This window comes from Phycicoccus sp. 3266, from assembly GCF_031456495.1.
Taxonomy (GTDB): Bacteria; Actinomycetota; Actinomycetes; order Actinomycetales; family Dermatophilaceae; genus Pedococcus.
On the sequence record NZ_JAVDUW010000001.1, the window covers coordinates 1,895,360 to 1,918,950 of the forward strand.

Genomic DNA, 23,591 nt, shown 5'->3' on the forward strand with positions numbered 1-23,591 from the left:
CGGGCAGCCGGGGGGCCGTGGTCGCCGCGGCGGGGCGGGGTGTGCCGGGTGGTCTTCGTGGTACGACCACCCGGCACACGACCAGCGCCGGTCAGAAGTCGTCGTCGAAGCCGACCTGCCCCGTCACGCCCACCTGGTAGGCCGAGACCCTGCGCTCGAAGAAGTTCGACAGCTCCTGCACGTCCTGCAGCTCCATGAACGCCAGCGGGTTCGCCGACCCGTACTCCGGCTCGAGTCCGAGCTGCTGCAGCCGGCGGTCGGCGACGTTCTCGAGGTAGAGCCGCATGTCCGTCGTCGACAGGCCGGCCACGCCACCACCCAGCAGGTCCTGCGCGAACTGGGCCTCGGCGTCGACCGCCTCACGCAGCATCGCCCGCACCTGCGCGGCCATCTCGTCGTCGAACAGGTCGGGCTCCTCGGCCCGGACCGTCTCGACCACGTCGAACGCGAACGCCATGTGCATCGACTCGTCGCGGAACACCCAGTTGGTCCCCGACGCCAGGCCGTTGAGCAGTCCCCGCGAGCGCAGGAAGTACACGTAGGCGAACGCGCCGTAGAAGAACAGGCCCTCGATGCACGCGGCGAAGCAGATCAGGTTGAGCAGGAACGCCTTGCGGTGCTCGCGGGTCTCGAGCCGGTCGAGCTCGAACACCGAGTCGATCCAGCGGAAGCAGAAGTCCGCCTTGTGCTTGATCGACGGGATGGTGTCGACGGCCGCGAAGGCCTCGGCCCGCTCGTTCTCGTCGGGGACGTAGGTGTCGAGCAGCGTCAGGTAGAACTGCACGTGCACGGCCTCCTCGAACAGCTGCCGGCTGAGGTACAGCCGGCCCTCGGGGGAGTTGACGTGCTGGTAGAGGTTGAGCACGAGGTTGTTGGCCACGATCGTGTCGCCGGTCGCGAAGAAGGCGACGAGGCGCGAGACCAGGTGCCGCTCGGCGTCGGTGAGCCGCTTCAGGTCCTTGAGGTCGGAGTGCAGGTCGACCTCCTCGACCGTCCACGTGTTCTTGATGGCGTCGCGGTACCGCTCGTAGAAGTGCGGGTACCGCATCGGCCGCAGGGTGAGGTTCATGCCCGGGTCGAGCAGCATCCGGGGGGTCGTGTGGTCGCTGCCGGTGGTGGCGGCGGTGGTGGTGGTCTGGTCGGTGGTCACTGGCAGGCCTCGCAGCTCTCGGGGTTCTCGAGGGAGCACGCGATGGCCTCCCCGTCGGTCGGGGTGATGGGAAGCGGCGCCGCGGCAGGCGGCGCGCCACCCGCGGTGGGTGCCTTCGCGGCGACGGAGACCGTCGCCTGCTGGATGCGCGTCGCCGGTCGCGAGCGCAGGTAGTACGTCGTCTTCAGACCGGCCTTCCACGCGTAGAGGTACATCGAGCTGAGCTTCCCGATGGTCGGCGCCGCCAGGAACAGGTTGAGCGACTGGCTCTGGTCGATGTACGGCTGGCGCGCGGCCGCGAGGTCGATGAGCGCCCGCTGCGGCAGCTCCCACGCGGTCCGGAACAGCAGCCGCACGTCCTCGGGCAGGTCGAGGACCCCCTGCACCGAGCCCTCGCTGCGCTTGACGGCCTCGCGCACCTCGGGCGTCCACAGCCCGCGGTCCTTGAGCTCGCGGACGAGGGCGGTGTTGACCTGGAGGAACTCGCCCGAGAGCGTCTCGCGCTTGAACAGGTTCGACACCTGCGGCTCGATGCACTCGTAGCAGCCGGCGATCGACGCGATCGTCGCCGTGGGCGCGACCGCGACGAGGAGGCTGTTGCGCAGCCCGTGGTCGGCGACGGCCGCGCGCAGCGCGCCCCACCTCTCGGTCTGGGTCGGGGTCACCCCCCAGAGGTCGGGCTGGAGGTCGCCGCGGGCCGCCCGCGTCTGCCCGTATGCCGGGTGCGCGCCGTGCTCGGCCGCGAGCTCGGCGGAGCGCTCCAGGGCCGAGAGGTAGACCTCCTCGGCGATGCGGGTCGACAGCTCGCGCGCCTCGCCCGAGTCGAAGGGCAGCCGCAGGGCGAAGAAGACGTCCTGCAGGCCCATCATCCCGAGGCCGACCGGGCGCCAGCGCGGGTTCGAGGCGGCCGACTCGGTGCTCGGGTAGTAGTTCACGTCGATGACCCGGTCGAGGTAGGTCACCGCGGTGCGGACGGTGGACCGCAGTGCGCCCCAGTCGATCCCGTCACGCCCGGGGGTGAGGTGCCGGGCCAGGTTGACCGAGCCGAGGTTGCAGACCGCGGTCTCGCCGTCGCTGCTGACCTCGATGATCTCGGTGCACAGGTTCGACAGGTGCACGACGGGAGCGCCCGGGCCCTGCTCGTCCGAGGTCTGGTTGCAGGTGCGGTTGCTGGCGTCCTTGAACGTCATCCAGCCGTTCCCGGTCTGGGCCAGGGTGCGCATCATCTTCCCGTAGAGCTCGCGCGCGCTCACGGTGCGCACGACGCGCCCCTCTCGCTCCGCCGCGGCATACGCCTGCTCGAAGGCCGGCCCCCACAGGTCGGGCAGCTCGGGCACCTCGCTGGGGTCGATGAGCGACCACTGCTCGTCGGCCTCGACCCGGCGCATGAACTCGTCGGGGACCCAGTTGGCGAGGTTGAGGTTGTGCGTGCGGCGGGCGTCCTCGCCGGTGTTGTCGCGCAGCTCGAGGAACTCCTCGACGTCGGGGTGCCACGGCTCGAGGTAGACGCAGGCGGCGCCCTTGCGGCGGCCACCCTGGTTGACCGCGGCCACCGAGGAGTCGAGCGTGCGCAGCCACGGGACGATGCCGTTGGAGTGGCCGTTCGTGCCGCGGATCAGAGCACCGCGGCCGCGGACCCGCGACCAGGAGATCCCGATGCCGCCGGCGAACTTCGACAGCCTGGCGACCTGCGCGTAGCGGTCGTAGATCGAGTCGAGCTCGTCGCGCGGGCTGTCGACGAGGTAGCAGGAGGACATCTGCGTGTGCCGGGTGCCGGAGTTGAACAGGGTCGGCGAGCTCGGCAGGTAGGCCAGGCTCGACATCAGCCGGTAGAAGTCGATCGCCTCCTGCGGGGTGTGCGCGAGGCCGCAGGCGACCCGCATCAGCCAGTACTGCGGGGTCTCGATGACGTCGCGGGTCTGCGGGTGGCGCAGCAGGTAGCGGTCGTACACGGTCCGCAGGCCGAAGTACTCGAACCGCCGGTCGGCGGACGGGTCGACGGCGTGGTCGAGCTTGCGCGCGTTCGCCTCGACGAAGGCGGCCGTCTCGTCCCCGATCAGCCCCTCGAGGTGCCCGAGCCGCACGGCCTGGCTGAACGACGCCACCTGCGCGCCGCGCACCTCCTTGTCGATGTAGTTCGACAGCAGCCGGGCCGCGAGCCGGGAGTACTCCGGCTCGCTGGCCGTCATCTCGGCCGCCGTCTGGATCGACAGGCGGTCCAGCTCGGCCGTCGTCGCACCGTCGTAGAGCCCGCTGATCGTGCGGGTGGCGACCGTCATGGGGTCGACCTCGGGGAGGTCGTCGCACCAGCGCTCGACGGCGCGGACGATCTTCATGACGTCGACGGGTTCGGCGTCGCCGTTGCGCTTGCGCACCTGCATGGTGCTGCGGCGCGGTGTGGTGCCGGGCGCATCCTGCGCCGCGGCGGTGCCGGTGGTGGTTCCTGTGGTGGTCTCCGGGGCGTCGGGCGCCCGGTCCTCGACCTGGGTCATCTGCTCTCTCCTCGCGAGCGGTTCCGGAGGAGCCGGGCCGCGCGGGGAGGGGACGACGACACAGGGGCGCGCCCACGGCATACCGCTGCCGCACACGTCGCACCGCTGTCGCTGGACCCGCCCTCGAGGCCACGACTCCACCACGCGCGGGTGCGCGTGGCCGCTGGCAGGTCTTCGGACTCCCGGGCGTGCCGTGGACGGCAGGTGCCGACCACGGTTCCTACTGGCCGTCGCTTCCCACGCCCGGGGGCGCAGTGCTTGGTTGACGGCGGTCGTTCCCGGTCACCGCTGCGGGGCAGTCCCGGAGTCGCACCGGGTTCCCTCTTGCCCCGGAGCCGATGGATCTCGGCCCCGGACCAGCTGCGGCCCACCATATGGGGTGGTGGCCGCGGAACCCCGCCACCACATGTTGTGTGCGCGTGTCCCGGCGTGTCGCGGTGGGCCGCGGCGGGGCCGAAGGTCCCTGTCCGTGCCCTCGCGTCGCGCCCACCATGGGGCCATGTCCGCGACCGGACCCGTCCGGCGGGCGCGGTCGCCGCTGCCCGCCTCGCGTGGCGCGCGATGGCTGCGGGAGGGGGAGGCCGTCGCCGCCGCGGCGCTGGCGGTCGCCCTGCTGGCCTTCGGCCTGCCGCGCGTCGCGGGCGTCGGCTGGGGCCAGGTCGGTGCGGTGCTCGCGCAGCTCACGGCGGCGGAGGTAGGGCTGCTGGCCGCGGTCTGGCTTGCCGGCCTCGCCGTGCAGACGGTGGCACTGTCCGCCGCCCTGCCCGGGCTGAGCCACCGTCGCGCGTTCTTCCTCAACATCACCGGCAGCGCCGTGTCGAACCTGCTGCCGCTCGGTGGCGCCGCGGGGTCGGCCGTCAACTACTGGGCGGTGCGCGCCTGGGGCTTCGGCACGCCGGCGTTCCTGCGCTGGGCCCTGGTCACGAACATCTGGGACGTGCTGGGCCGGCTGGCGGTCCCGGCCGTGGCGCTCGGCTGGTTCCTCGCCGCGGGGACGCACTCCGAGGCCCTGACCACCGCGGGCCTGGGCGCCTGCGCCACCCTGCTCGTGCTGCTCGTGGTCACCGTCCTGGTGCTGCGGGAGCCTCGCCGCGTCGCGTGGCTCGGCCGGGTGGTCGACCCCGTCGCGACCCTCCTGCGCCGTCCGCCGGCCCCCGGCACCTCCTACTCCGACCGGGTCGTCGCCGCCGTCGCGTCGGTCGCCGACCTCGTGCGGGTCGTGTGGGTGCGGCTGACCGTGGGCAAGCTCGCGTATGCCGTGATGCAGGCGGTGCTCCTCTGGCTCTGCCTGGACCTGCTGGGCGCTCGACCTCCCCTCGTGGTGGTGGCGGGGGCCTTCGCGGTCGAGCGGCTCCTGTCCCTGGCCGTCATCTCCCCGGCCGCGACGGGGATCGTCGAGCTGGGCATGACCGGGCTGCTGGTGGCCCTCGGCACGGCGCCCGCCCCCGCCGCGGCGGCCGTCCTGCTCTACCGGCTGTTCGTGATCGGGATGGAGGTGCCGTTCGGCGGGGCGCTGCTGGGCTGGTGGCTGCTGCGCCGGCTGCGGGACCGCGCGCGGGACCGTGCGGCGGGACGCGGTCCGGCGGGACGAGGTCCGGCGGAGCCGGCCGCCGACCCCGGGCCCAAGGACCCTAGGACGCCCGCCGTGACGGCGCGACGGTCGAGGTGACACAGGAGGTCCATCATGGCTGCCGTCCAGGCCGCACCGGTCGCACCCCAACCCCGTCCGCACGCCTACCCCGTCCAGCTGGACGCCGACACGACGCCACACGCCTCCCGCTGGCTGTGGCTGGTGAAGTGGCTGCTGGCCGTCCCCCACGTGGTCGTGCTCGCGTTCCTCTGGGTGGCCTTCGCCGTCCTGAGCGTGGTGGCGTTCTTCGCCATCCTGGTGACCGGGCGCTACCCCCGCGCGCTGTTCGACTTCAACGCCGGCGTCCTGCGGTGGAGCTGGCGGGTGTCGTACTGGTCCTACGGCGCCCTCGGCACCGACCGGTACCCGCCCTTCACCCTAGACGAGGTGCCCGACTACCCCGCCCACCTCGAGGTCGACTACCCCGAGCACCTGTCCCGCGGCCTCGTGCTGGTCAAGTGGTGGCTGCTCGCCCTGCCGCACTACGTCGTCGTCGGGCTGCTCGTCGGGTCGAGCACGTATGCCATCAGGGACGTCGACCGCTGGCGCACCGTGGGCCCGCAGACCGGGCTCATCGGCATCCTCGTGCTCGTGGCCGGGGTGCTCCTCGCCGCGACCGGGCGGTACCCGCAGGCTCTGTACGACCTCGTGCTCGGGCTCAACCGGTGGGTGATCCGGGTCGCCGCCTACGTCGGTCTCATGACCGACGTCTACCCGCCGTTCCGCCTCGACCAGGGCCCGCACGAGCCGTCCGGCATGGCCTTCGCGCCCGCCGCCCCGGCGCCCCCGGCTGGTTCCCCGACCGGGCCCGCCACCACGTCCTCGACCGGCGCGGTGCAGCCGACAGGGGCGGGTGGAGGCCCGGGTGGCCCGTACCCGCCGCCGCCCGCGGGACCACCGTCCGGAGCGGGCGGCTCGGCTGCCGCGCCGCGCACGGGGTGGGTCGCCAGGCGGGTCGTGGGGGTCGTGGCCGGCTCCGTCGCCGTCCTGGTCTCGCTGGGGCTGCTGACCGGTGGCCTCGCCCTCGTGGTGGCCGACAACGCAGCGCGCCACGACGGGCTGGTCACCGTGGTCGACCGGACCGTCCGCTCGGCCGGGTATGCCGTCGTCACGCCGTCGGCGGTCGTGGACAGCCGGTCCGGTGGCACCGACTGGGCCGCGCGCGTGATCGGTGACGTCCGCATCCGCGTGACGCCGCAGTCCGCGGGCCAGTCCCTGTTCGTCGGCATCGGCCCGACGGCCGACGTCGACCGCTACCTGGCCGGGGTGGCGCGCACCCAGGTGGACACCCGGGCCTCCGGTGACCGGGACCTGGCCGGGGTCGCGCCGGCGACCGCACCGGGCGCGGCAGGGTTCTGGGTCGCCCGGGCGCAGGGCGCCGGCACGGTCGACCTGCGGTGGCGGCCCACCAGCGGCGACTGGTCCGTCGTCGTCATGAACTCCGACGCCACCGCCGGGGTCTCCACGGCCGTGGTGGCGGGCGCCGAGCTCCCGTGGCTGGGCACCGCCGGTGCGGTGCTCCTCGTCCTCGGCGTGCTCCTGCTCGTCGCCGGTGCGGTCCTCGTGGTGGTCATGGTCCAGCGCGCCTCGGTCCGGCACGCCGCACCGCCCGCCCGGGCGGGCACGCTGTGAGCGGGCCGGTTCGTCCGGTGGGGCAGCGCCGCTCGGGGACGGGCGGCCGGTGGGCGCTGGCGGCGGTCGTGGTCGGTGCCGCCGTCCTGCTGCTGCTCGGTGCCTGCGCGGCCGACGCCAACCCGTCGGTGTCCTCGGCGCCGGGCGTGCCCGGCTTCTGGCTCGGCCTGTGGCAGGGCCTGATCAGCCCGATCACGTTCCTGGTGTCGCTGTTCCGCGACGACGTCGGCATCTACGCCGTGCGCAACTCCGGAGCCTGGTACGACTTCGGCTTCATGCTGGGCGTGTCCATCTTCTTCGGCGGTAGCGCGCGATCCGGTGCCGCGGCCACGCGGGCCGCCCCCCGGCGGCGGGGTCCGGATCGGCGCCCGACCCGCTGACGCCACCTCGACTTCTTGCCCGGTCGGCACCGTCCGGGGCCGGGCCCGGCGCCGAAACGGTCGTCGCCGGGCAAGAAGTCGGGACGGTGGCGGCGGGTCAGGCCGGGCGGAGCCAGGCAGCGGCGTCGACGGGGAGCATCCCGTCGACGACCGGGGCGCTGGCGAGGAGCACCTGGGCGTCCCCCGGCAGCGCGACCGGGGCGGCCGAGATGTTGACGACGCAGCGCAGGACCGACCCGCGCTCGAAGTCGAGCACCCCGTCGGCCGACTCGCGCCACCGCAGGCTCTGCGTGCCCAGACCCGGCAGGTCGCGCCGCAGGTGCAGGGCGTCGCGGTAGAGGGACAGCATGGAGCCGGGGTCCTCGCGTTCGCGCTCCACCGTGTACCGGTCCCAGCCCTCGGGCTGCGGCAGCCAGGTCGACGCGCCCGAGGGGCTGAACGCATACGGCGGGTGCTCGCCGGCCCAGGGCATGGGGACGCGGCAGCCGTCGCGACCGCGCATCGTGCCACCGCTGCGGGCGAACATCGGGTCCTGGAGCACCTCGTCGGGCAGGTCGTCGACGTTCGGCAGGCCCAGCTCCTCGCCCTGGTAGACGTAGGCGCCGCCCGGCAACGCCAGCATGAGCATCGCCGCGGCCCGGGCCCGGCGGGTGCCGAGCTCGAGGTCGGACTCCTCGCCGGCGCCGTCGGTGATGAAGACCGAGCTCGTCGTGCGCCGGCCGTACCGGGTCACGAGGCGCGTCTCGTCGTGGCTGCTCAGCACCCAGGTCGACGGGACGCCGATCGGCTCGTACGACGCGAGCGTCGCGTCGATCACCGACCGCAGCGCGCCGGCGTCCCAGGCCGACTTCATGTACGGGAAGTTGAAGGCCGAGTGCATCTCGTCCGGCCGCAGGTACTTGGCGAGTCGCTCCGGCCCGTTGACGACGGCCTCGGCGACGAACACGCGGTCGCCCCCGTAGGTGTCGGCGATCCGGCGCCACCGGCGGAACACCTCGTGCACGGTGTCGACGTCCCAGTGCGGGTTGTCGGTCCACTCCAGCGTGCGGAACTCGGCGACGTCGCCGTAGTCGGCGTCGGGCAGCCCGGCCGCCTTGCCCATCGCCGGGGCCGCGTCGATCCGCAGGCCGTCCACCCCGCGGTCGAGCCAGAACCGCAGCACGTCGTCGAAGTCGGCGAGCACGTCGGGGTTGGTCCAGTCGAGGTCCGGCTGCTCGAGCGCGAACATGTGCATGAACCACTGGCCCGGACGGCCGTCGGCCTCGGTGACGCGCTCCCAGGCCGAGCCGCCGAAGCAGCTGATCCAGTTGTTGGGCGGCTCGTCGCCGCCCGGCCCGCGGCCGTCGCGGAAGAGGTAGCGCGCCCGCTCGCGCGATCCCGGACCCGCGGCCAGTGCGGCCCGGAACCACGGGTGCTGGTCCGAGGTGTGGTTGGGGACGACGTCGATGATGACCTTGAGGCCGAGCTCGTGCGCTGTGGCGATCACGGCGTCGGCGTCGGCGAGCGTCCCGAACATCGGGTGGATGTCGAGGAAGTCGCTGACGTCGTACCCGCCGTCGGCCATGGGGGAGGGGAACCACGGCGAGATCCAGATGCCGTCGACCCCGAGGTCAGCGAGGTAGGGCAGGCGCTCGAGCAGCCCGGGCAGGTCGCCCTCTCCGTCGCCGTTCCCGTCGGCGAAGCTGCGCGGGTACACCTGGTAGAGCACCGCGTCGCGCCACCAGGCGCCGGCCGAGTCCGTGGTGGCCGCGTCGGTGGACGGGCTGGGGAGGGTGTCGGTCATGCTGCGCTCCTGGGGCCGCGCCGGTGGGGCGATCCGAACCTAGTGCGCCCCGTCGTCCGTGTGCACCCACTGACCGCGACCCGGCCGGAGGCCGACAGGCCTCAGCCCACGGCTGCGGCGAACCGGGCCGACCAGTCGGCGAGCTCGGCCCGCACCTCCGGCGTGGCCTCCTCGATCGTGAACGGCGCGCCGACCACCCCGAGGCCGAACAGCGCCCACCGCGGCTCGAGCGCCTCCATCTCGATGCGGCACGACCGCTCGTCCACCGGGGTGAGCGTGGCCCACGGGCCGGTCCGCGGGCCGACCTCGGACGCGGGGGCGTGCACCAGCACCCGCACGGTCGTGCGGACCTCGTTGCGGGACAGGCCCTTGCGCACGTATGCCGCGGCGTCGCCACCCGGGACCTCCCGCGGCCGGAACCGCGCCCGGGTGCCCTCCGGCTCGCTGAGCCGGTCCATCCGGAAGGAGCGCCAGTCCTGCCGGTAGAGGTCGTAGCCGAGCAGGTACCACCGGCGCCCGACCGTGACGAGCCGGTGCGGCTCGACGTGCCGCCGCAGGTCCGCGCCCGCCGCCTGGCCACCGCGCGCCCGGTAGGTGAACCGGATGCGCTCGGTGTCGCGGGTCGCCTGGGCCACGACCGCGAGCACGTCGGCGCGCACCGTCGGTGCCTGCGAGAACGGCGAGTCGTCCGTCACCGCGCGCAGCGCCTCCGCCCGGCGCCGCAGCCGGGGCGGCAGCACCTGGACCACCTTGGACAGCGCGCTGACCGACGCCTCCGACAGGGTCCCGCTGGTGAGCTGCGCGGCCCCGTTGAGCGCGACCACCATGGCGATCGCCTCGTCCTCCTCGACGGTCAGCGGGGGCATCGAGGCACCCGCGCCGAGCTGGTAGCCGCCCTCGACGCCGCGCACCGAGTCCACCGGGTACCCGAGCTCGCGCAGCCGCTCGATGTCGCGTCGCAGGGTCCGCTCGGACACCTCGAGCCGGCCGGCGAGCTCGCCGCCTGGCCAGAACCGGTGGGTCTGCAGCAGCGACAGCAGCCGGAGGGTGCGCGAGCTCGTGTTGGCCATGGGTCCAGAGTCTCGCACCATGCGGTCAGGAAGTGACCGGAATGCTCCCTAGCGTCGTCGGTGGAAGCAGACCTCGACGAAGGAGACCCCGATGAGCACCACCGTGGACGCCGACCTGCCGGCCCCCATCCTGACGACCGCCCCGCCCGCCTCGACGCAGGAGCCCCAGCCGACGGAGGTGGCCGTCACCCGCGGCTCGCTGCCGGTCGGCCGGGCCCGCACCATCGCCCTGCTCAGCCTGTTCCTCGCCTCGACGATGGAGCTGCTCGACACGACCATCGTCAACGTCGCCCTGCCGACCATCGAGACGGGTCTGCGCGCGACCGACACGCAGCTGCAGTGGATGGTCGCGGCATACCCGCTCGCCTTCGCCCTCGCCCTCATCACCGGCTCGCGGCTCGGGGACCTGCTCGGGCGCAAGCGCGTCTTCGTCGCCGGCCTCGTCGGCTTCACGGCCACCTCGGCCGCCTGCGGCCTGGCGCCGAGCGCCGAGGCGCTGGTGGCGTTCCGCGCGGTCCAGGGCGTCGCCGCGGCGGCGATGATCCCGCAGGTGCTCTCCAGCCTGCAGGTGATGTACCGCCCGCACGAGCGGGCGAAGGCGATGGGCATGTTCACCGGCCTCGCCGGCCTGTCGGCGGTGCTCGGGCCGGTCATCGGCGCCGTGCTCACCCAGGCCGACGTGGCCGGCCTGGGCTGGCGCGCGATCTTCCTCGTCAACGTGCCGTTCGGGCTGGCCGCGGTCGTGGCCGCGCTGCGCCGGGTGCCCGAGTCGGTCGCGGAGCGGCGCCCGCGGATCGACCTGCACGGGGTCGTGGTGCTGGCGCTCGGCCTGCTCGGCGTGCTCTACCCGCTCACGCTCGGGCGCGAGCTCGGCTGGCCCGCCTGGGTGTATGCCGCGATGGCGGCCGGCGTCGCCGTCCTCGTCCTGTTCGGCCGGGCCCAGTGGCGCGCGGAGCGGGCAGGGCGTGAGCCGCTGGTGGCGACGAGCCTGTACCGAGGCCGCGGGTTCGCAGCCGGGTCGACGATGAACGCCCTGCTCTTCGCCTCGATGTCGTCGTACTTCCTGTGCCAGACCGTCTACCTGCAGGCGGGCCTCGGCTGGTCGGTGCTGCGGGCCGGCCTCGCCGGGGTGCCGTTCGCACTGACGACCACGGTCTTCGCCGGCGTCGGGGTGGCCGTGCTCGCGCCGCGGATCGGTCGTCGGGTGCTGCAGATCGGGGCGCTGACCTGGGCCGCCGGCGCGGTGCTCATCGGCGTGGCCGTGCACGGGGCGGACGCCTCGACGTCGCTGTGGGCCTTCCTGCCCGGGTTCGTCGTGGCGGGTGCCGGGTTCGGGCTCATGGTGTCTCCGATCGGCGTGTTCACCCTGGCCGACGTGCCGGTCGACAAGGCCGGCTCGGCGTCCGGTCTGTTCAGCACCACCGGCCAGCTCGCCGGCGCGACCGGGGTGGCGGCGGTGGGGTCGCTCTTCTTCTCCGTGGCGCAGGCGCACGCATCGTCCTCGCCGGTCGAGGTCTTCCGGCCCGCGGTCGAGGCGTCGCTGGCGGTGCTCGTCGGGCTCATGCTGGTGGCTGCGGTCGTCGCCCGGGCCCTCCCGCGCCACCCGCTGGTCGCCGAGCCCGCCGCGGAGGCGGTGGAGGCCGACTGAGGAGGCGCCGGGGCTGCGTCAGGCCGGGTGCGTGGCTGGCCGAGCCAGCTCTCGCACCCGGCGCGCGGCGGCCACGACCAGCGCCACCGCCAGCGGCAGCTCGACGAGGACCGCGCTGAGCACCGAGCCGAGGCGGTCACCCGCGTTCGCGGTGGTCACGTCGAACCATGCGTCGGCGCCCAGCATCCCGGCGGCGGCCACCGCGGCGAGGACGAACTCGGGCCGGCGCCGCAGTCCCAGCCACGCAGTGGTCGCGAGGAGGGCCGCGACGAGGACGTCGAACCCGACCCAGGCGAGGCTCCACGTCGACACCGTGTAGTGCGTGGGCAGCGAGACACCCAGGTAGGCCGCCCACGGGACCAGGGCGGCCGCGGCGACGAGCAGGAGGAACCGCCGGGTGTCCCTCGGGCGCGAGCGGTCCCGCAGGTCGTGGATGACACTCATGTCGGCCTCCTCGTCGCCGTCCCCGGCCCGGTCGGGCCGTCGGCACGCCTCGAGCATCACTCCACCGGCTGGCCGCCGGCCGGGCTCCGCCTGCGGGGCCGCTGTGACTGCGCGGCCTTGACCGGGCGCGCTGCGTCCGAGGAGGCCGCAGCACCTCAGCCCGCCGAGGCTGCCGTCAGCGGCGGCGGGTGTCGAGGAACTCGCCGATGCGGCCGATGGCCTCGGTGAGCACCTCGACGTCGGGCAGCGTCACGAGCCGGAAGTGGTCGGGCTCGAACCAGTTGAAGCCGGTCCCGTGGGTCACGAGGATCTTCTTCTCCCGCAACAGGTCGATGACGAACGCCTGGTCGTCCTCGATCGGGAACTGCTCGGGGTCGAGGCGCGGGAAGCAGTACAGCGCCCCGTGCGGCTCGACGCAGGACACGCCCTCGATCTCGTTGAGCAGCCGCCAGGCCGTCTTGCTCTGCTCGTAGAACCGGCCGCCGGGGTGGATGTACTCCTCGATCGACTGGTAGCCGCCGAGCGCGGTCTGGATCGCGTGCTGTCCCGGGACGTTGGCGCACATCCGCATGTTCGCCAGCAGGGTCAGGCCCTCGAGGAAGTCCGACGCGAGCGACTTCGGCCCGGACACCATGACCCACCCGGCCCTGTAGCCGCACACGCGGTAGGCCTTGGACAGCCCGCTGAAGGTCAGGCACAGGACGTCGTCACCGGCATACGTCGCGGTGTGGTGGTGCACCGGCTGGTGCTGGTCGTCGGCGAAGAGGATCTTCTCGTAGATCTCGTCGGACATGAGGACGAGGTCGTGCCGGCGGGCGATGTCGACGAGGCCGCGGACCGTCTCCTCGCTGTAGACGGCGCCGGTCGGGTTGTTGGGGTTGATGATGACCAGAGCGTGGGTGTTGGGGGTGATCTTGGCCTCGATGTCCTCGAGGTCGGGGTTCCAGCCGTTGGACTCGTCGCAGCGGTAGTGGACCGGGGTGCCGCCGGCGAGTGTCACCGCGCCGGTCCACAGCGGGTAGTCCGGCGCCGGGACGAGGATCTCGTTGCCGTCGTCGACGAACGCCGTCAGCACCATGGAGATGAGCTCGGAGACGCCGTTGCCGATGAAGACGTCGTCGACGTGCGTGTCGGTCAGGCCACGCGACTGGTAGTAGTGCGCGACCGCCGTCCGGGCCGAGTAGATGCCGCGGGAGTCGCTGTAGCCCTGGGCGTTCGGCAGGTGGTGCACCATGTCCTGCAGCACGGCCTGGGGCGCCTCGAACCCGAACGGTGCCGGGTTGCCGATGTTGAGCTTGAGGATCTTGTGGCCCTCGGCCTCGAGCCGCTGCGCCTCGACGAGGATCGGGCCGCGCACGTCGTAGCGGACCTGGTGCAGCTTGCGGGACTGGGTGATGCGGCGCACGCGTGCAGTGTGCCAAACCCCGGTGGGTACGGCCGGTCAGGCGCCACCAGCCGGGACGGCGCGTCCCTCGTGCGCACCCCCGGCTGCTTCCGCTTCAGCGGCTCCGTGAGGGGTCCAGCAGCTCCACGGTGGTCACGACCCGCGTCAGGCCGGGCGTGCGCGGGGTCGAGGAGAAGCCGAACGAGCACGGCGGGTCGACCGGGGCGAGGTCCCCGAGGTCGGTGCCACGCCAGCTGCCCGACAGCGAGGTGACCCGGTGCAGGTCCGTCGCGCCGTACCACTCGCGCCGGCCCTCGAGCGCCGCTCCGCGGGTGCGGACGCCGCGCAGCACGGTCCGGGCGACCGGGTCGACCGCCCCGGCCCACCACGTGCTCGTGGCGACGGGCCCGGGCACGGCGCGCAGCAGCCAGCCCAGCGGCGCCCGCCGGCCGAAGCCGAGGCGCAGCGACAGCGCGCCTCCTGCCGTCACCCGCCAGCCGCGTCCACGCGGCCCGCCCTCTTCCGCGACGGCCACCGGGACCTGGACGACCTCGTCGAACGCGTAGGTCTGCGCCACGAACTCGGCCACTCCCGGCGACGGCGCGAGCAGCGTCCGGTGCCCGGCGGCGTCCTCCACCATGACGTCGGCGAACGCGCCCAGGGGCGACTCGAGCCAGCGGCCGACGACGAGCCGCACGCCCGACGTCGAGCCCGCACCCGCGATGGCGCCGGCGAACCGCAGCCGGCTCACGGCGCAGGCCTCTGCGGTGCGGGCCGCTGCGCTGCGTCCCCCGCGCTGGGAGGCCTCTGCGGTGCGGGCGTGCGTGGGGCGGGCACGGGATCTGCCTTCCGGACGGGGACCCGCGCCGGCGCCCGGCGCGGTCGGCCCAGTATCGCCCGCGCCGCCGGACGGCGACACGCGACCGGCCTCCTCCGGGCGACGTACCGAAGCCCCGGGCCGCGCCCGTACTCTTTCGCCATGTCCCGTTCCCCTCTCGGCGAGCTCGAGGTCGAGCTCACGCGGCTCATGCGGCGGGCGCGCAGCGCCCAGCAACGAACCGCAGCCGAGGTGCACCCGGACCTGGACTCCGCCGGGTATGCCGTCCTGATCGCCGTCCGTGACCTGTCCGCCTCGGGTGGCGGCGCCCGTGGGGGCGAGGTGTCCGAGGTGCTGGGGCTGCACAAGTCGACGACCAGCCGGAACCTCACGACGCTCGAGGACCTCGGCCTGGTCGAGCGGATCCCGGACCCCGACGACGCGCGGGCCCGCCAGGTGCGGCTGACCCCGCAGGGCGCCGAGGCGCTCGACCGCTCGGTCCTCGGCCGCCGCGCGCGCCTGCGGGCCCAGCTGCAGGAGTGGGAGGCCGTCGACATCGCCGCCCTCGCCCGCCTCCTGCGCAAGCTCAACGACTCCGGCACCTGACACCGGGGCGGCCCGACGCGGGCCGCCTGACCTTGCGGGCGGGCCTGAATCCATCCCGCAAAACGGCAGTTGCTGACATGAAACGGCGATTCCGAACGCACGTTTAACGTCAGCAACTGCCGTTTTGCCGTGCGCAGCCGAGGTTCGGTGTCACCGACCGCACTGGCTCGACCAGCCCATGGCGTCACTCCCCATGCTGAAGTTGCATTCAGCAACTAAGTGACTTAAAGTTGCGTAGCGCAACCAAAGGAGTTCCCATGACCACCACGGCCCCCACGGCACCGACGAGCGGCGCCCCGACCGACGCCGCCGTCGACCACGCCCTGGAGGTGCTGTCGGCGCTGACCGGGCTGATCCGCACGAGCCGGTCGATCGGCCGCCGCCTCCAGGAGGAGGGCGCGGGCGCGTCCGGCACCCCCGTCGCCGTCCTCAAGGCCCTGGCCCGGGCCGACGGACACGACCGCCCTGGTGACCTCGCCGTCGCCGCCGGCGTCGCCCCCTCGGTCGTCAGCCGGGTCCTGCCCAGGCTCGAGGAGGACGGCCTGGTGTTCCGCCGTCCCGACGAGTCCGACGCCCGGTCCTGCCGGATCGCCCTCACCGACGAAGGCGTGGCGCACCTGGCCCGGGTGCAGCGCCTGACCGCCGCGCGCCTCGCGCCGGCGCTGGACGGCATACCTCCCGGCGACCTCGACCGGCTGCCCCGGCTGCTCGCCGAGCTCGACCGCGCGCTCGTCCGCGCCACCGACCCCCACCCCGCAACGACGCGGCACCACGAGACCACCACGACCCCACAGGACAACGACTGATGTCAGCCACCACCGCGCCCGCCACCGGGATCCCCGAACAGACGGGGGAGATGAGCCACCGGCAGATCCTGGAGGCCATGACCGGCCTGCTCGCCGGACTGTTCACCGCCCTCATCAGCAGCACCATCGTCTCGACCGCGCTGCCCACGATCATCGGCGACCTGCACGGCACCCAGCGCCAGTACACCTGGGTGATCACCGCGTCGCTCCTCGCCACCACCGTGAGCACGCCCATCTGGGGCAAGCTCTCGGACCTGTTCAGCAAGAAGCTGCTCGTCCAGCTGTCGCTCGCCGTGTTCGTCCTCGGCTCGGTCGCCGCAGGCCAGTCGCACAGCGTCGGCTTCCTCATCGCCTGCCGCGTCGTCCAGGGCCTCGGCATGGGCGGCCTCACCGCCCTGACCCAGTCGATCCTGGGCGCCATGATCGCCCCACGTGAGCGCGGTCGGTACTCGGGCTACATGGGTGCCGTCATGGCCGTCTCCACCGTGAGCGGCCCGCTGCTGGGCGGCTTCATCGTCGACAGCGGCCTGGGCTGGCGCTGGACGTTCTACGTCTGCGTCCCGCTCGCGATCATCGCCATGTTCATCCTCCAGGCGACGCTGCACATCACCACCCCCAAGCGGATGCCGAAGATCGACTACCTGGGCGCGGTCCTCATCGCGATCACGTCGTCGCTGCCGCTGCTGTGGGTCACCTTCGCGGGCAACGACTTCCCGTGGTGGTCGACGCAGACCGCCCTCTACCTCGGCGGCACGCTCGTCGGCCTGCTGCTCACGATCGTCGTCGAGCTCCGTGCGGCCGAGCCGATCATCCCGATCCGGTTGCTGCGCAACCTCACCACCGGCCTGGTCATCATCGCCAGCGTGGCGGTCGGCGTCGCGATGTTCGGCGGCACGACCTTCCTCACCCAGTACTTCCAGGTCTCGCGCGGCTACAGCCCGACCCACGCCGGCCTGCTCACCATCCCGCTCATGGGTGCGCTGCTGCTCTCCTCGACGCTGGGTGGCCGCTACGTCAGCAACACCGGCAAGTGGAAGGGCATCATCATCATCGGCGGTGTCCTGCTCACCGTGGGCCTCGTCTGGCTCGGCCGGCTCGACCACCTCACCCCGCTGTGGCAGATCGGCACGGCCATGGCCCTCCTGGGCCTCGGCATGGGCATGATGATGCAGAACCTCGTCCTCGCCGTGCAGAACTCGGTCGACGTCCGGGACATCGGCGCGGCGTCCGCGAGCATCGCGTTCTTCCGCACGCTCGGTGGTGCGATGGGCGTCTCGGTGCTGGGTGCGGTGCTGGCCAACGGCGTGCGCGACCACATCGCCGCGGGCCTCGAGGCGCTCGGCCCCAAGGCGGCCGCCGCTGCCCAGTCGGGTGGCGGCACCGGCACGCTCGACGTCAAGGACATGCCTGCGCCGATCCGCGAGATCGTCCGGGCCGCGTACGGCGACTCCACCGGGCACATCTTCCTCATCGCCGCGGCGTTCGGCGTCGTCGCCCTGCTGGCCGTGCTCTTCGTGAAGGAGACGCCGCTGCGCACGACCGTCTCGATGACGGAGCAGGCCCCGGTCACGATGGCCGAGGAGGCTCCCGTCGCCGCGGCAGCGGCCACGGCCGCCACCACGGGGACCGGCGCCCCCGAGGCCACCGGCCTGGTCACCTCGACCGGAGCGCAGGAGGATAACCTCGAGCCTGCCCCCGAGTCTCTGCCGGTGCCGGCGGCCCTGCGCCCTGCGGGCGCGGAATCCGACAGCGGTCCGGTGCCGGCCCCGGAGCGGGTCCTCGAGCCGCAGTCGCAGGCGGATGCCGAGGAGCTCGCCGCCGTGGCGGCCCTCGACGTCCTCAGCGCCGCCGAGCAGGAGGTCCGTCGACGGGCCCGGGCCGGTGACGAGGCGGTCGCGGCGGCTCGCACCCTGGTCACCTCGCTGGGTCGCGAGGTCGAGGAGGCGCTCGAGGGCTTCCAGCGCGGTCTCGCCTCGGTCCTGCGGGACCTCGACGACCCGGCAGCCGGTCGGCACTCGACCCACCGCGTCGCGGAGCAGCTGCACGACCTCGAGTTCACGCTGCTGCGCAGCAGCCAGGCCACGGCCGACCGGGTCGTCGCGGCGGCGCACGCCGAGGCCGAGACGATCGTGGCCCGGGCCCGGCTCGAGGCCAGCCGCGTGGGCCGGCCGGACGTGCCTGCCACGGACCACCCTGAGGAGCGCGCCTCCACGGCGGACGGCACGGCCTCCGGGGACGCCGGCCAGTCCGGGGAGCAGCCGGCGGAGCGGGTCAGCCTGCCGAACCGCCCGACCCAGGACTGAGCCGCCCAGCCCCGTCGCCGCCGTGGTCCTGCCCCGCTCGCTCGAGCGGGAGCAGGACCACGGCGCGTGTGCCCGGCCCCGCGTCCTCGAGCCGCACCCGGCCACCGTGCCGGCCGACGAGCTCACGCACGATAGCCAGGCCGAGCCCGCTGCCTCCGCTGTCGCGGTCCCGGGCGTCGTCGAGCCTCGCGAACCGGTCGAACACGCGCTCGCGGTCGGCCTCCGGGATGCCGGACCCGTCGTCGGAGACGGTGACGCGCGCGACGTCCGGGCCGTCCTGGGCCGGGCGACGGGACACCTCGACCACCACGGCCGACGCGGCGTGCCGCACCGCGTTGTCGAGCAGGGCCGACAGCGCCCGGTCCAGCTCCTCGGGCCGTCCCCGCACCACGACTCCCTGCACCTCTCCCGCGGACCCGGCGCCCTCGCCTCCCGCCGACCCTGCGGCCGCCCCTGGGACCGACGACGAGACCCCCAGGGCCCACCGACCGCCTGACCGGACCGTCACGGGGACCCGCGCCGCGGCATACCGCGCCACCACGGTGGTCACCAGCGAGGCGAGGTCCACCGGCTCCAGCCGCCGCGACGGGCTCGGCGCCCCGGCCCGCGCGAGGACCAGCAGGTCGTCGACGATGCGTCCGAGCCGCTCCACCTCGGGGAGCAGGTCCGCCGCGAGCCACTCGTCCTCACCGAGGCGCTGGGCGACCTCGAGCTGGGTACGCATCGTGGCCAGCGGGCTGCGCAGCTCGTGCGCCGCGTCGGCCACGAACGCGCGCTGCCTCGTGCTCGCGTCGGAGAGCCTGGCGAGCATGCCGTTGAGTGTCGTCGCAAGGGCCTGCACCTCGTCGCGGGTGGGCGGCACGGGCAGCCGCTCGCCGGGGTCGGCCGCCTCGCCGATGCGCTCCGCCCCCTGTCGCAGCGCCTCGACCGGGCGCAGGGCCGACCCGATGACGCGCCACGCGATCGCCCCGATGACCAGGAGGAAGGCCGGGAACGCGACGAGCAGCAGCGTGCGCACGACCCGCCGGCTCGTCTCGAGGTCGGCCGTCGGCACGGCGGCGACCACGAGCACCGGCGCGCCGGCCGGGCCGGCCGCCACCCCCGCCACCTCGAGCGGACCGGACACGCCGGCACGCGACCCCGGCACCCGCACCGGGTCGCCGCGCAGGACCCGGGACCGCTCCTGCGGCGTCACCACCGGGGTGAGCCGGTCGGCCGCGACCGACCCCGAGAGCACGCGGTTCTGCGCGTCGAGCACCTGCACGAGCTGCGCGCCGCTCACCGGCACCGGGTCGGGCAGCCGCCCGTCGTTGACGAGCACCGCCACGTCCTGCGCGCTGGAGCGGGCCTCGGCCCGGACCGCGCGGTCCAGCGCGGCGCCCGTCGCGGCATACAGCACGCCACCGCCGAGCAGCAGCGCCCCGATGATCCCGACGAGGCCGATCGCCATGAGCCGCACCCGCAGGGTGCGCCGGGAGAACCAGCTCCAGGCCCTCATGCCCGCAGGCGGTAGCCGGCGCCGCGAACCGTCTCGATCCGCTCCCGGCCCAGCTTGCGGCGCAGGTAGCCGATGTAGACCTCCACGACGTTGGGGTCGCCGCGCTGGCCGGCACCCCAGACGTCGTCGAGCAGCGACTCCTTGGACACCACGCTCGGGTGCGCGCGCAGCAGGTGCTCGAGAACGAGGAACTCGGTACGCGACAGGTCCACCGCCGCCCCCTCGACCTCGACCCTGCGCGACGACGGGTCGAGCGTGATGCCCGCCGCGTCGAGGACCGGCAGCCGCGGTGCAGGGCCGCGGCGCATGAGGGCGCGCAGGCGGGCGACCAGGACGACGAACGAGAACGGCTTGGTCAGGTAGTCGTCGGCGCCGTAGTCGAGCCCGTCGGCCTGGTCGTACTCGCCGTCCTTGGCCGACAGCAGCAGCACGGGCACGCCGTTGCCCTCCTCGCGCAGGGTCCGCACGACGGTGTAGCCCGACAGGCCCGGCAGCATGATGTCGAGCACCACGGCGTCGTACTCGCCGAACCGCGCCGACTCCAGCCCCGACGGCCCGTCGGCGGCCACGTCGACGACGAACCCCTCGGCGCCGAGCCCCCGGGCCAGGGCAGCGGCCATCCGCTGCTCGTCCTCGACCACCAGCACCCGCACGGCGACCACTCTGGCACGGCGGCCCGTGGCGGGACCGCCGCTCGGGCGCAGGTCGCCGTCGCGTCGTCTCAGACTCCTCACAGGTGGGCGGGCGCACGATGTGCCCATGAGCGTGTTCTCGACCCATCCCGCCACCCGCTGGCTCGCCCCCGGCGCCGCCGTCGTCCTCGTCGGTGGTGTGGCCCTGGCGGCCAACCACCGTGCCAGCGCCGACCCGAGCCTGCCGGCGCGGTCGGCCGCCCAGCTGCTCGTCGACGTGCAGCAGGCCCGGCTCGCGGGCCTGTCGGGCACGGTCGTGCAGACCTCCAACCTCGGACTGCCCTCGATCGCCGGCCTCGCCGGTGGCGGCGGGGCCGAGGGCGGCTCGGGCGGGTCGTCCGCGCTGTCCTCGACGATCGCCGGCACGCACACCTGGCGGGTGTGGCTCGCCGGGCAGGACAAGCAGCGGCTCGCGCTCGTCGGCAGCCTCGGCGAGTCCGACCTGATCCGCGACGGCCGCAACGTGTGGATGTGGTCGAGCAAGGACAAGACCGCCACCCACACCGTCCTGCCGGCCGAGTCCGCGACCGGTGACCACTCCGGCGCGGCCGGTGGTGCCCCGGGCGCCGGGGCGACCCCGGGAGCGTCCCCGTCGCCCACCGACCTGCCGAAGACCCCGCAGGAGGCGGCGCAGCGCGCGCTCGCCGCCCTCGACCCCACCACCTCCGTGACGACGAGTGGCACCTCCTCGGTCGCCGGTCGCTCGGCCTACGACCTGGTCCTCAAGCCCAGGGACGCGCAGAGCCTCGTGGCGCAGGTGCGCATCTCCATCGACGCCACGAAGCACGTGCCGCTACGGGTGCAGGTCTACTCGACGAAGACGGCCAACCCGGCGTTCGAGGTCGGCTTCACCAGCGTCGACTTCGCCACGCCAGCCGCGTCGCAGTTCGCGTTCAACCCGCCGCCCGGCACCAAGGTCACCGAGCGCACCCTCCCGGCGAAGGCCGACCTGCAGAAGGGCTCCGCGGCCGCGCGGGCCGAGGCCGCCGCTGCCCGCCCGACGGTCGTGGGCAAGGGCTGGACGACCGTGCTCGTCGGCACGCTGCCGGCCTCGACCGGCTCGAAGACGCCCACCGGCGGGACGTCCGGCGACAGGAACGGCGCGACCGGCGCCGGCGGCGCCAACGGTGCCGCCCAGCTCCAGGGGATGCTGGCGCTGCTGCCGAAGGTCTCCGGCTCGTGGGGCTCGGGTCACCTGCTCAGCGGCACCCTCTTCTCGGCGGTGGTGACGACCGACGGCCGGTATGCCGTGGGTGCCGTCGCGCCGGACCGCCTCTACGCGGCGCTGGCAGCGCAGAAGTGACGCAGCTGGCGGACCCGGCCGGACGGGCGACCCTGGGGACGCCCGTCCGGTGGGGTCGGGGGGACGTCGACGACTCGCTCGCGGTGCGCACCGACGGGCTCACCAAGCGCTTCGGCAGCCAGGTGGCCGTGGACTCGCTCGACCTGCGGGTCCCGCGTGGCGCGGTCTACGGCTTCCTCGGCCCGAACGGCTCGGGCAAGACCACCACGATCCGCATGCTGCTCGGCCTGGTCGAGCCGACCTCGGGCAGCCGGTCGCTGCTCGGGCTGCCGATCCCGCAGGGGGCGACCGACGCCCTGCACCGGGTGGGGTCGCTCGTCGAGGGCCCGGCCTTCCACCCCTACCTCTCCGGTCGCGCCAACCTCGTCCGGCTCGACTCCGCCGACCTGCTCGCCGACCCCCGCACCAGCGGGGAGCGGATCGACCGCGCCCTCGACCGCGTCGGGCTGCGGGCCGCCGCCGGCAAGCGGTACCGCGCCTACTCCCTCGGCATGCGCCAGCGGCTGGCCATCGCCGCGGCCCTGCTCGCGCCCCGCGACCTGCTCGTCCTCGACGAGCCCACCAACGGCCTGGACCCGCAGGGCACCCGCGAGGTCCGCAACCTCATCGGCTCGCTCGCCTCGGACGGCACCACCGTCCTCGTCTCGAGCCACCTGCTGTCGGAGGTCGAGCAGATCTGCACCCACCTCGGCGTCATGCGCGAGGGCCGGATGGTGGCGCAGGGGACGACCGCCGAGGTGCGCGGCGCCGGCGTGGTGGCCGTGCGCGTCGAGACCGGGCAGCCCGAACGCGCGGCCGAGGTGCTGACCCGGCTGGGCGCGACGTCGGTCAGCACCAGCCCGACCGGCGTGCGGGCCGACGCGGACGGCCTCGAGCCGGAGGCGGTGGTCGCCGAGCTCGTGCGGGCCGGCGTGGGGGTGCGCGGGTTCGCGCTCGACCGCCCGAGCCTGGAGGACCTGTTCGTCACGCTCACGGGGGAGGGCTTCGATGTCAGCGGCTGACGTCTCGACCGGCACGACCGCGACCGGCATGACCACGACCGGCACGACCGCGACCGGCGCGACCGCGACGGGTACGGGCCGCGCACCGGCCCGGCCGGCCCCGCACCGCCTGCTGTCCACCCGCCTGCTGCGCTCGGAGCTGAGGCTGATCGCCGGCCGACGACGCAACCAGGCCGGGCTGGCGGTCCTCGCCGCCGTGCCGGTCGTCATGGCCATCGCCGTGAAGATGTCGACGCCGCGGGCCGGGGAGGGGCCGGACTTCCTCTCCTCCATCACCAGCAACGGCCTGTTCGTCCCGCTCGCCGCCCTCGGCGTGGAGATGGGGATGTTCCTGCCGCTGGCGATGTCGATGCTCGCGGGCGACGCGATCGCGGGCGAGGCCAACATCGGCACCCTGCGCTACCTGCTCACCGTCCCGGTCGGCCGTAGCCGCCTGCTGCTGGTCAAGTACGTCTCGCTGTGCATCGGCGCGTTCTGGGGGATCGCGGCCGTGGCCCTGCCCGGCGCCGTCGTCGGCATCGTGATCTTCGGGACCGGGCCGCTGACCACGCTGTCCGGCAGCCAGATCTCCTTCGGCGCGGCGGTCTGGCGGCTGCTGCTCGTCATGCTCTACCTGTCGGCGGGCCTGGCCGCGCTCGCCGCCGTGGGCCTGTTCATCTCGACCCTCACCGAGCAGCCGATCGCCGCGGCCATCGCGCTCATGATCTTCACGATCGTCTCGTGGATCCTCGACTCGGTGCCCCAGCTCGCCTGGCTGCACCCGTGGCTGGTCGTGGACCACTGGCTCGCCTTCGGCGACCTGCTGCGCGACCCCATGGGTGGCAGCGGCGAGATCACGCGTGGCCTGGCCCTGGCCGCGGCGTATGCCGTGGTGTTCTGCACCGCCTCGTGGGCCCGGTTCGCCGGCAAGGACATCACGAGCTGACCCGCGGCGCGAGGAGCCCGGGGCGGG

Annotated in this window: 19 protein-coding genes and 1 riboswitch; of the genes, 10 read left to right on the forward strand and 9 right to left on the reverse strand. The window is 73.9% G+C overall.

The genetic code is table 11. The annotated features are described in order from the left end of the window. Positions 1-91: 91 nt before the first annotated feature. Positions 92-1,150, reverse strand: a complete 1,059-nt coding sequence (locus tag J2X64_RS09095) for a ribonucleotide-diphosphate reductase subunit beta (protein WP_310152680.1) — start codon at positions 1,148-1,150, stop codon at positions 92-94. Next, positions 1,147-3,642 carry a ribonucleoside-diphosphate reductase subunit alpha gene (locus J2X64_RS09100; protein WP_310152683.1) on the reverse strand — a complete coding sequence of 832 codons (2,496 nt, stop codon included), beginning with the start codon at positions 3,640-3,642 and terminating at the stop codon, positions 1,147-1,149. The genes J2X64_RS09095 and J2X64_RS09100 overlap by 4 nt, the downstream gene beginning before the upstream one ends. Positions 3,643-3,789: 147 nt before the next feature. Then, positions 3,790-4,018, reverse strand: a riboswitch (cobalamin riboswitch). Positions 4,019-4,141: 123 nt separating this feature from the next. Between J2X64_RS09100 and J2X64_RS09105 the strand changes: the two genes are divergently transcribed. The 3 genes from J2X64_RS09105 to J2X64_RS09115 are packed head-to-tail and all read left to right on the forward strand — an operon-like array spanning position 4,142 to position 7,284. After that, positions 4,142-5,311 (forward strand): lysylphosphatidylglycerol synthase domain-containing protein, encoded by a 1,170-nt coding sequence (locus tag J2X64_RS09105; RefSeq protein ID WP_310152688.1) that lies wholly within the window; start codon positions 4,142-4,144, stop codon positions 5,309-5,311. A gap of 15 nt (positions 5,312-5,326) precedes the next feature. Beyond that, positions 5,327-6,904, forward strand: coding sequence for a DUF4389 domain-containing protein (locus J2X64_RS09110; protein ID WP_310152691.1), 1,578 nt, complete (start codon positions 5,327-5,329; stop codon positions 6,902-6,904). Between the two features lie 17 nt (positions 6,905-6,921). Beyond that, positions 6,922-7,284, forward strand: a complete 363-nt coding sequence (locus J2X64_RS09115; protein WP_310152694.1) for a hypothetical protein — start codon at positions 6,922-6,924, stop codon at positions 7,282-7,284. A 97-nt stretch (positions 7,285-7,381) separates the two neighbouring features. On the opposite strand, the gene J2X64_RS09120 is transcribed toward J2X64_RS09115, so the two are convergent. After that, a complete protein-coding gene (locus J2X64_RS09120; RefSeq protein ID WP_310152697.1) occupies positions 7,382-9,067 on the reverse strand; it encodes a glycoside hydrolase family 13 protein in 1,686 nt (561 codons plus the stop codon). Positions 9,068-9,168: 101 nt separating this feature from the next. Then, positions 9,169-10,137, reverse strand: coding sequence for a WYL domain-containing protein (locus J2X64_RS09125; protein ID WP_310152700.1), 969 nt, complete (start codon positions 10,135-10,137; stop codon positions 9,169-9,171). 91 nt (positions 10,138-10,228) lie between these two features. On the opposite strand from J2X64_RS09125, the gene J2X64_RS09130 reads away from it, so the two are divergent. After that, the gene (locus tag J2X64_RS09130; protein WP_310152701.1) at positions 10,229-11,785 is read left to right on the forward strand and encodes an MFS transporter; all 1,557 of its coding nucleotides are present in this window, start codon (positions 10,229-10,231) and stop codon (positions 11,783-11,785) included. Between the two features lie 18 nt (positions 11,786-11,803). Here J2X64_RS09130 and J2X64_RS09135 read toward each other — a convergent pair whose 3' ends face one another. The 3 genes from J2X64_RS09135 to J2X64_RS09145 all read right to left on the reverse strand — a co-directional run bounded on the left by J2X64_RS09135 (position 11,804) and on the right by J2X64_RS09145 (position 14,364). After that, the gene (locus J2X64_RS09135; protein ID WP_310152703.1) at positions 11,804-12,229 is read right to left on the reverse strand and encodes a hypothetical protein; all 426 of its coding nucleotides are present in this window, start codon (positions 12,227-12,229) and stop codon (positions 11,804-11,806) included. 175 nt (positions 12,230-12,404) lie between these two features. Further along, the gene (locus J2X64_RS09140; RefSeq protein WP_310152706.1) at positions 12,405-13,634 is read right to left on the reverse strand and encodes a pyridoxal phosphate-dependent aminotransferase; all 1,230 of its coding nucleotides are present in this window, start codon (positions 13,632-13,634) and stop codon (positions 12,405-12,407) included. Positions 13,635-13,728: 94 nt separating this feature from the next. Beyond that, positions 13,729-14,364 carry a hypothetical protein gene (locus J2X64_RS09145; protein WP_310152709.1) on the reverse strand — a complete coding sequence of 212 codons (636 nt, stop codon included), beginning with the start codon at positions 14,362-14,364 and terminating at the stop codon, positions 13,729-13,731. A 228-nt stretch (positions 14,365-14,592) separates the two neighbouring features. Between J2X64_RS09145 and J2X64_RS09150 the strand changes: the two genes are divergently transcribed. The 3 genes from J2X64_RS09150 (at position 14,593) to J2X64_RS09160 (ending at position 18,145) form a co-directional block, all read left to right on the forward strand. Next, positions 14,593-15,036, forward strand: coding sequence for a MarR family transcriptional regulator (locus J2X64_RS09150; RefSeq protein ID WP_310152711.1), 444 nt, complete (start codon positions 14,593-14,595; stop codon positions 15,034-15,036). A gap of 257 nt (positions 15,037-15,293) precedes the next feature. Continuing rightward, a complete protein-coding gene (locus J2X64_RS09155) occupies positions 15,294-15,842 on the forward strand; it encodes a MarR family transcriptional regulator (protein ID WP_310152712.1) in 549 nt (182 codons plus the stop codon). Beyond that, entirely contained in the window at positions 15,842-18,145 is a 2,304-nt protein-coding gene (locus tag J2X64_RS09160; RefSeq protein WP_310152714.1) for an MDR family MFS transporter, read from the forward strand. Before J2X64_RS09155 ends, J2X64_RS09160 begins: the two co-directional genes overlap by 1 nt. Here the strand turns inward: J2X64_RS09160 and J2X64_RS09165 are convergent. Both J2X64_RS09165 and J2X64_RS09170 read right to left on the reverse strand, forming a co-directional pair. Continuing rightward, the gene (locus tag J2X64_RS09165) at positions 18,114-19,643 is read right to left on the reverse strand and encodes a HAMP domain-containing sensor histidine kinase (RefSeq protein WP_310152716.1); all 1,530 of its coding nucleotides are present in this window, start codon (positions 19,641-19,643) and stop codon (positions 18,114-18,116) included. The two genes, J2X64_RS09160 and J2X64_RS09165, sit on opposite strands and share 32 nt — an antisense overlap. Beyond that, entirely contained in the window at positions 19,640-20,296 is a 657-nt protein-coding gene (locus J2X64_RS09170; protein ID WP_310152719.1) for a response regulator transcription factor, read from the reverse strand. Before J2X64_RS09170 ends, J2X64_RS09165 begins: the two co-directional genes overlap by 4 nt. A 106-nt stretch (positions 20,297-20,402) precedes the next feature. On the opposite strand from J2X64_RS09170, the gene J2X64_RS09175 reads away from it, so the two are divergent. Genes J2X64_RS09175 through J2X64_RS09185 form a run of 3 tightly spaced genes read left to right on the forward strand, consistent with a single transcriptional unit; the run spans position 20,403 to position 23,564 of the window. Then, positions 20,403-21,638, forward strand: a complete 1,236-nt coding sequence (locus J2X64_RS09175; protein WP_310152721.1) for a hypothetical protein — start codon at positions 20,403-20,405, stop codon at positions 21,636-21,638. Between the two features lie 32 nt (positions 21,639-21,670). After that, the gene (locus tag J2X64_RS09180) at positions 21,671-22,639 is read left to right on the forward strand and encodes an ATP-binding cassette domain-containing protein (protein ID WP_310153195.1); all 969 of its coding nucleotides are present in this window, start codon (positions 21,671-21,673) and stop codon (positions 22,637-22,639) included. Next, the gene (locus tag J2X64_RS09185; protein WP_310152723.1) at positions 22,626-23,564 is read left to right on the forward strand and encodes an ABC transporter permease subunit; all 939 of its coding nucleotides are present in this window, start codon (positions 22,626-22,628) and stop codon (positions 23,562-23,564) included. Before J2X64_RS09180 ends, J2X64_RS09185 begins: the two co-directional genes overlap by 14 nt. Positions 23,565-23,591: the final 27 nt, after the last annotated feature.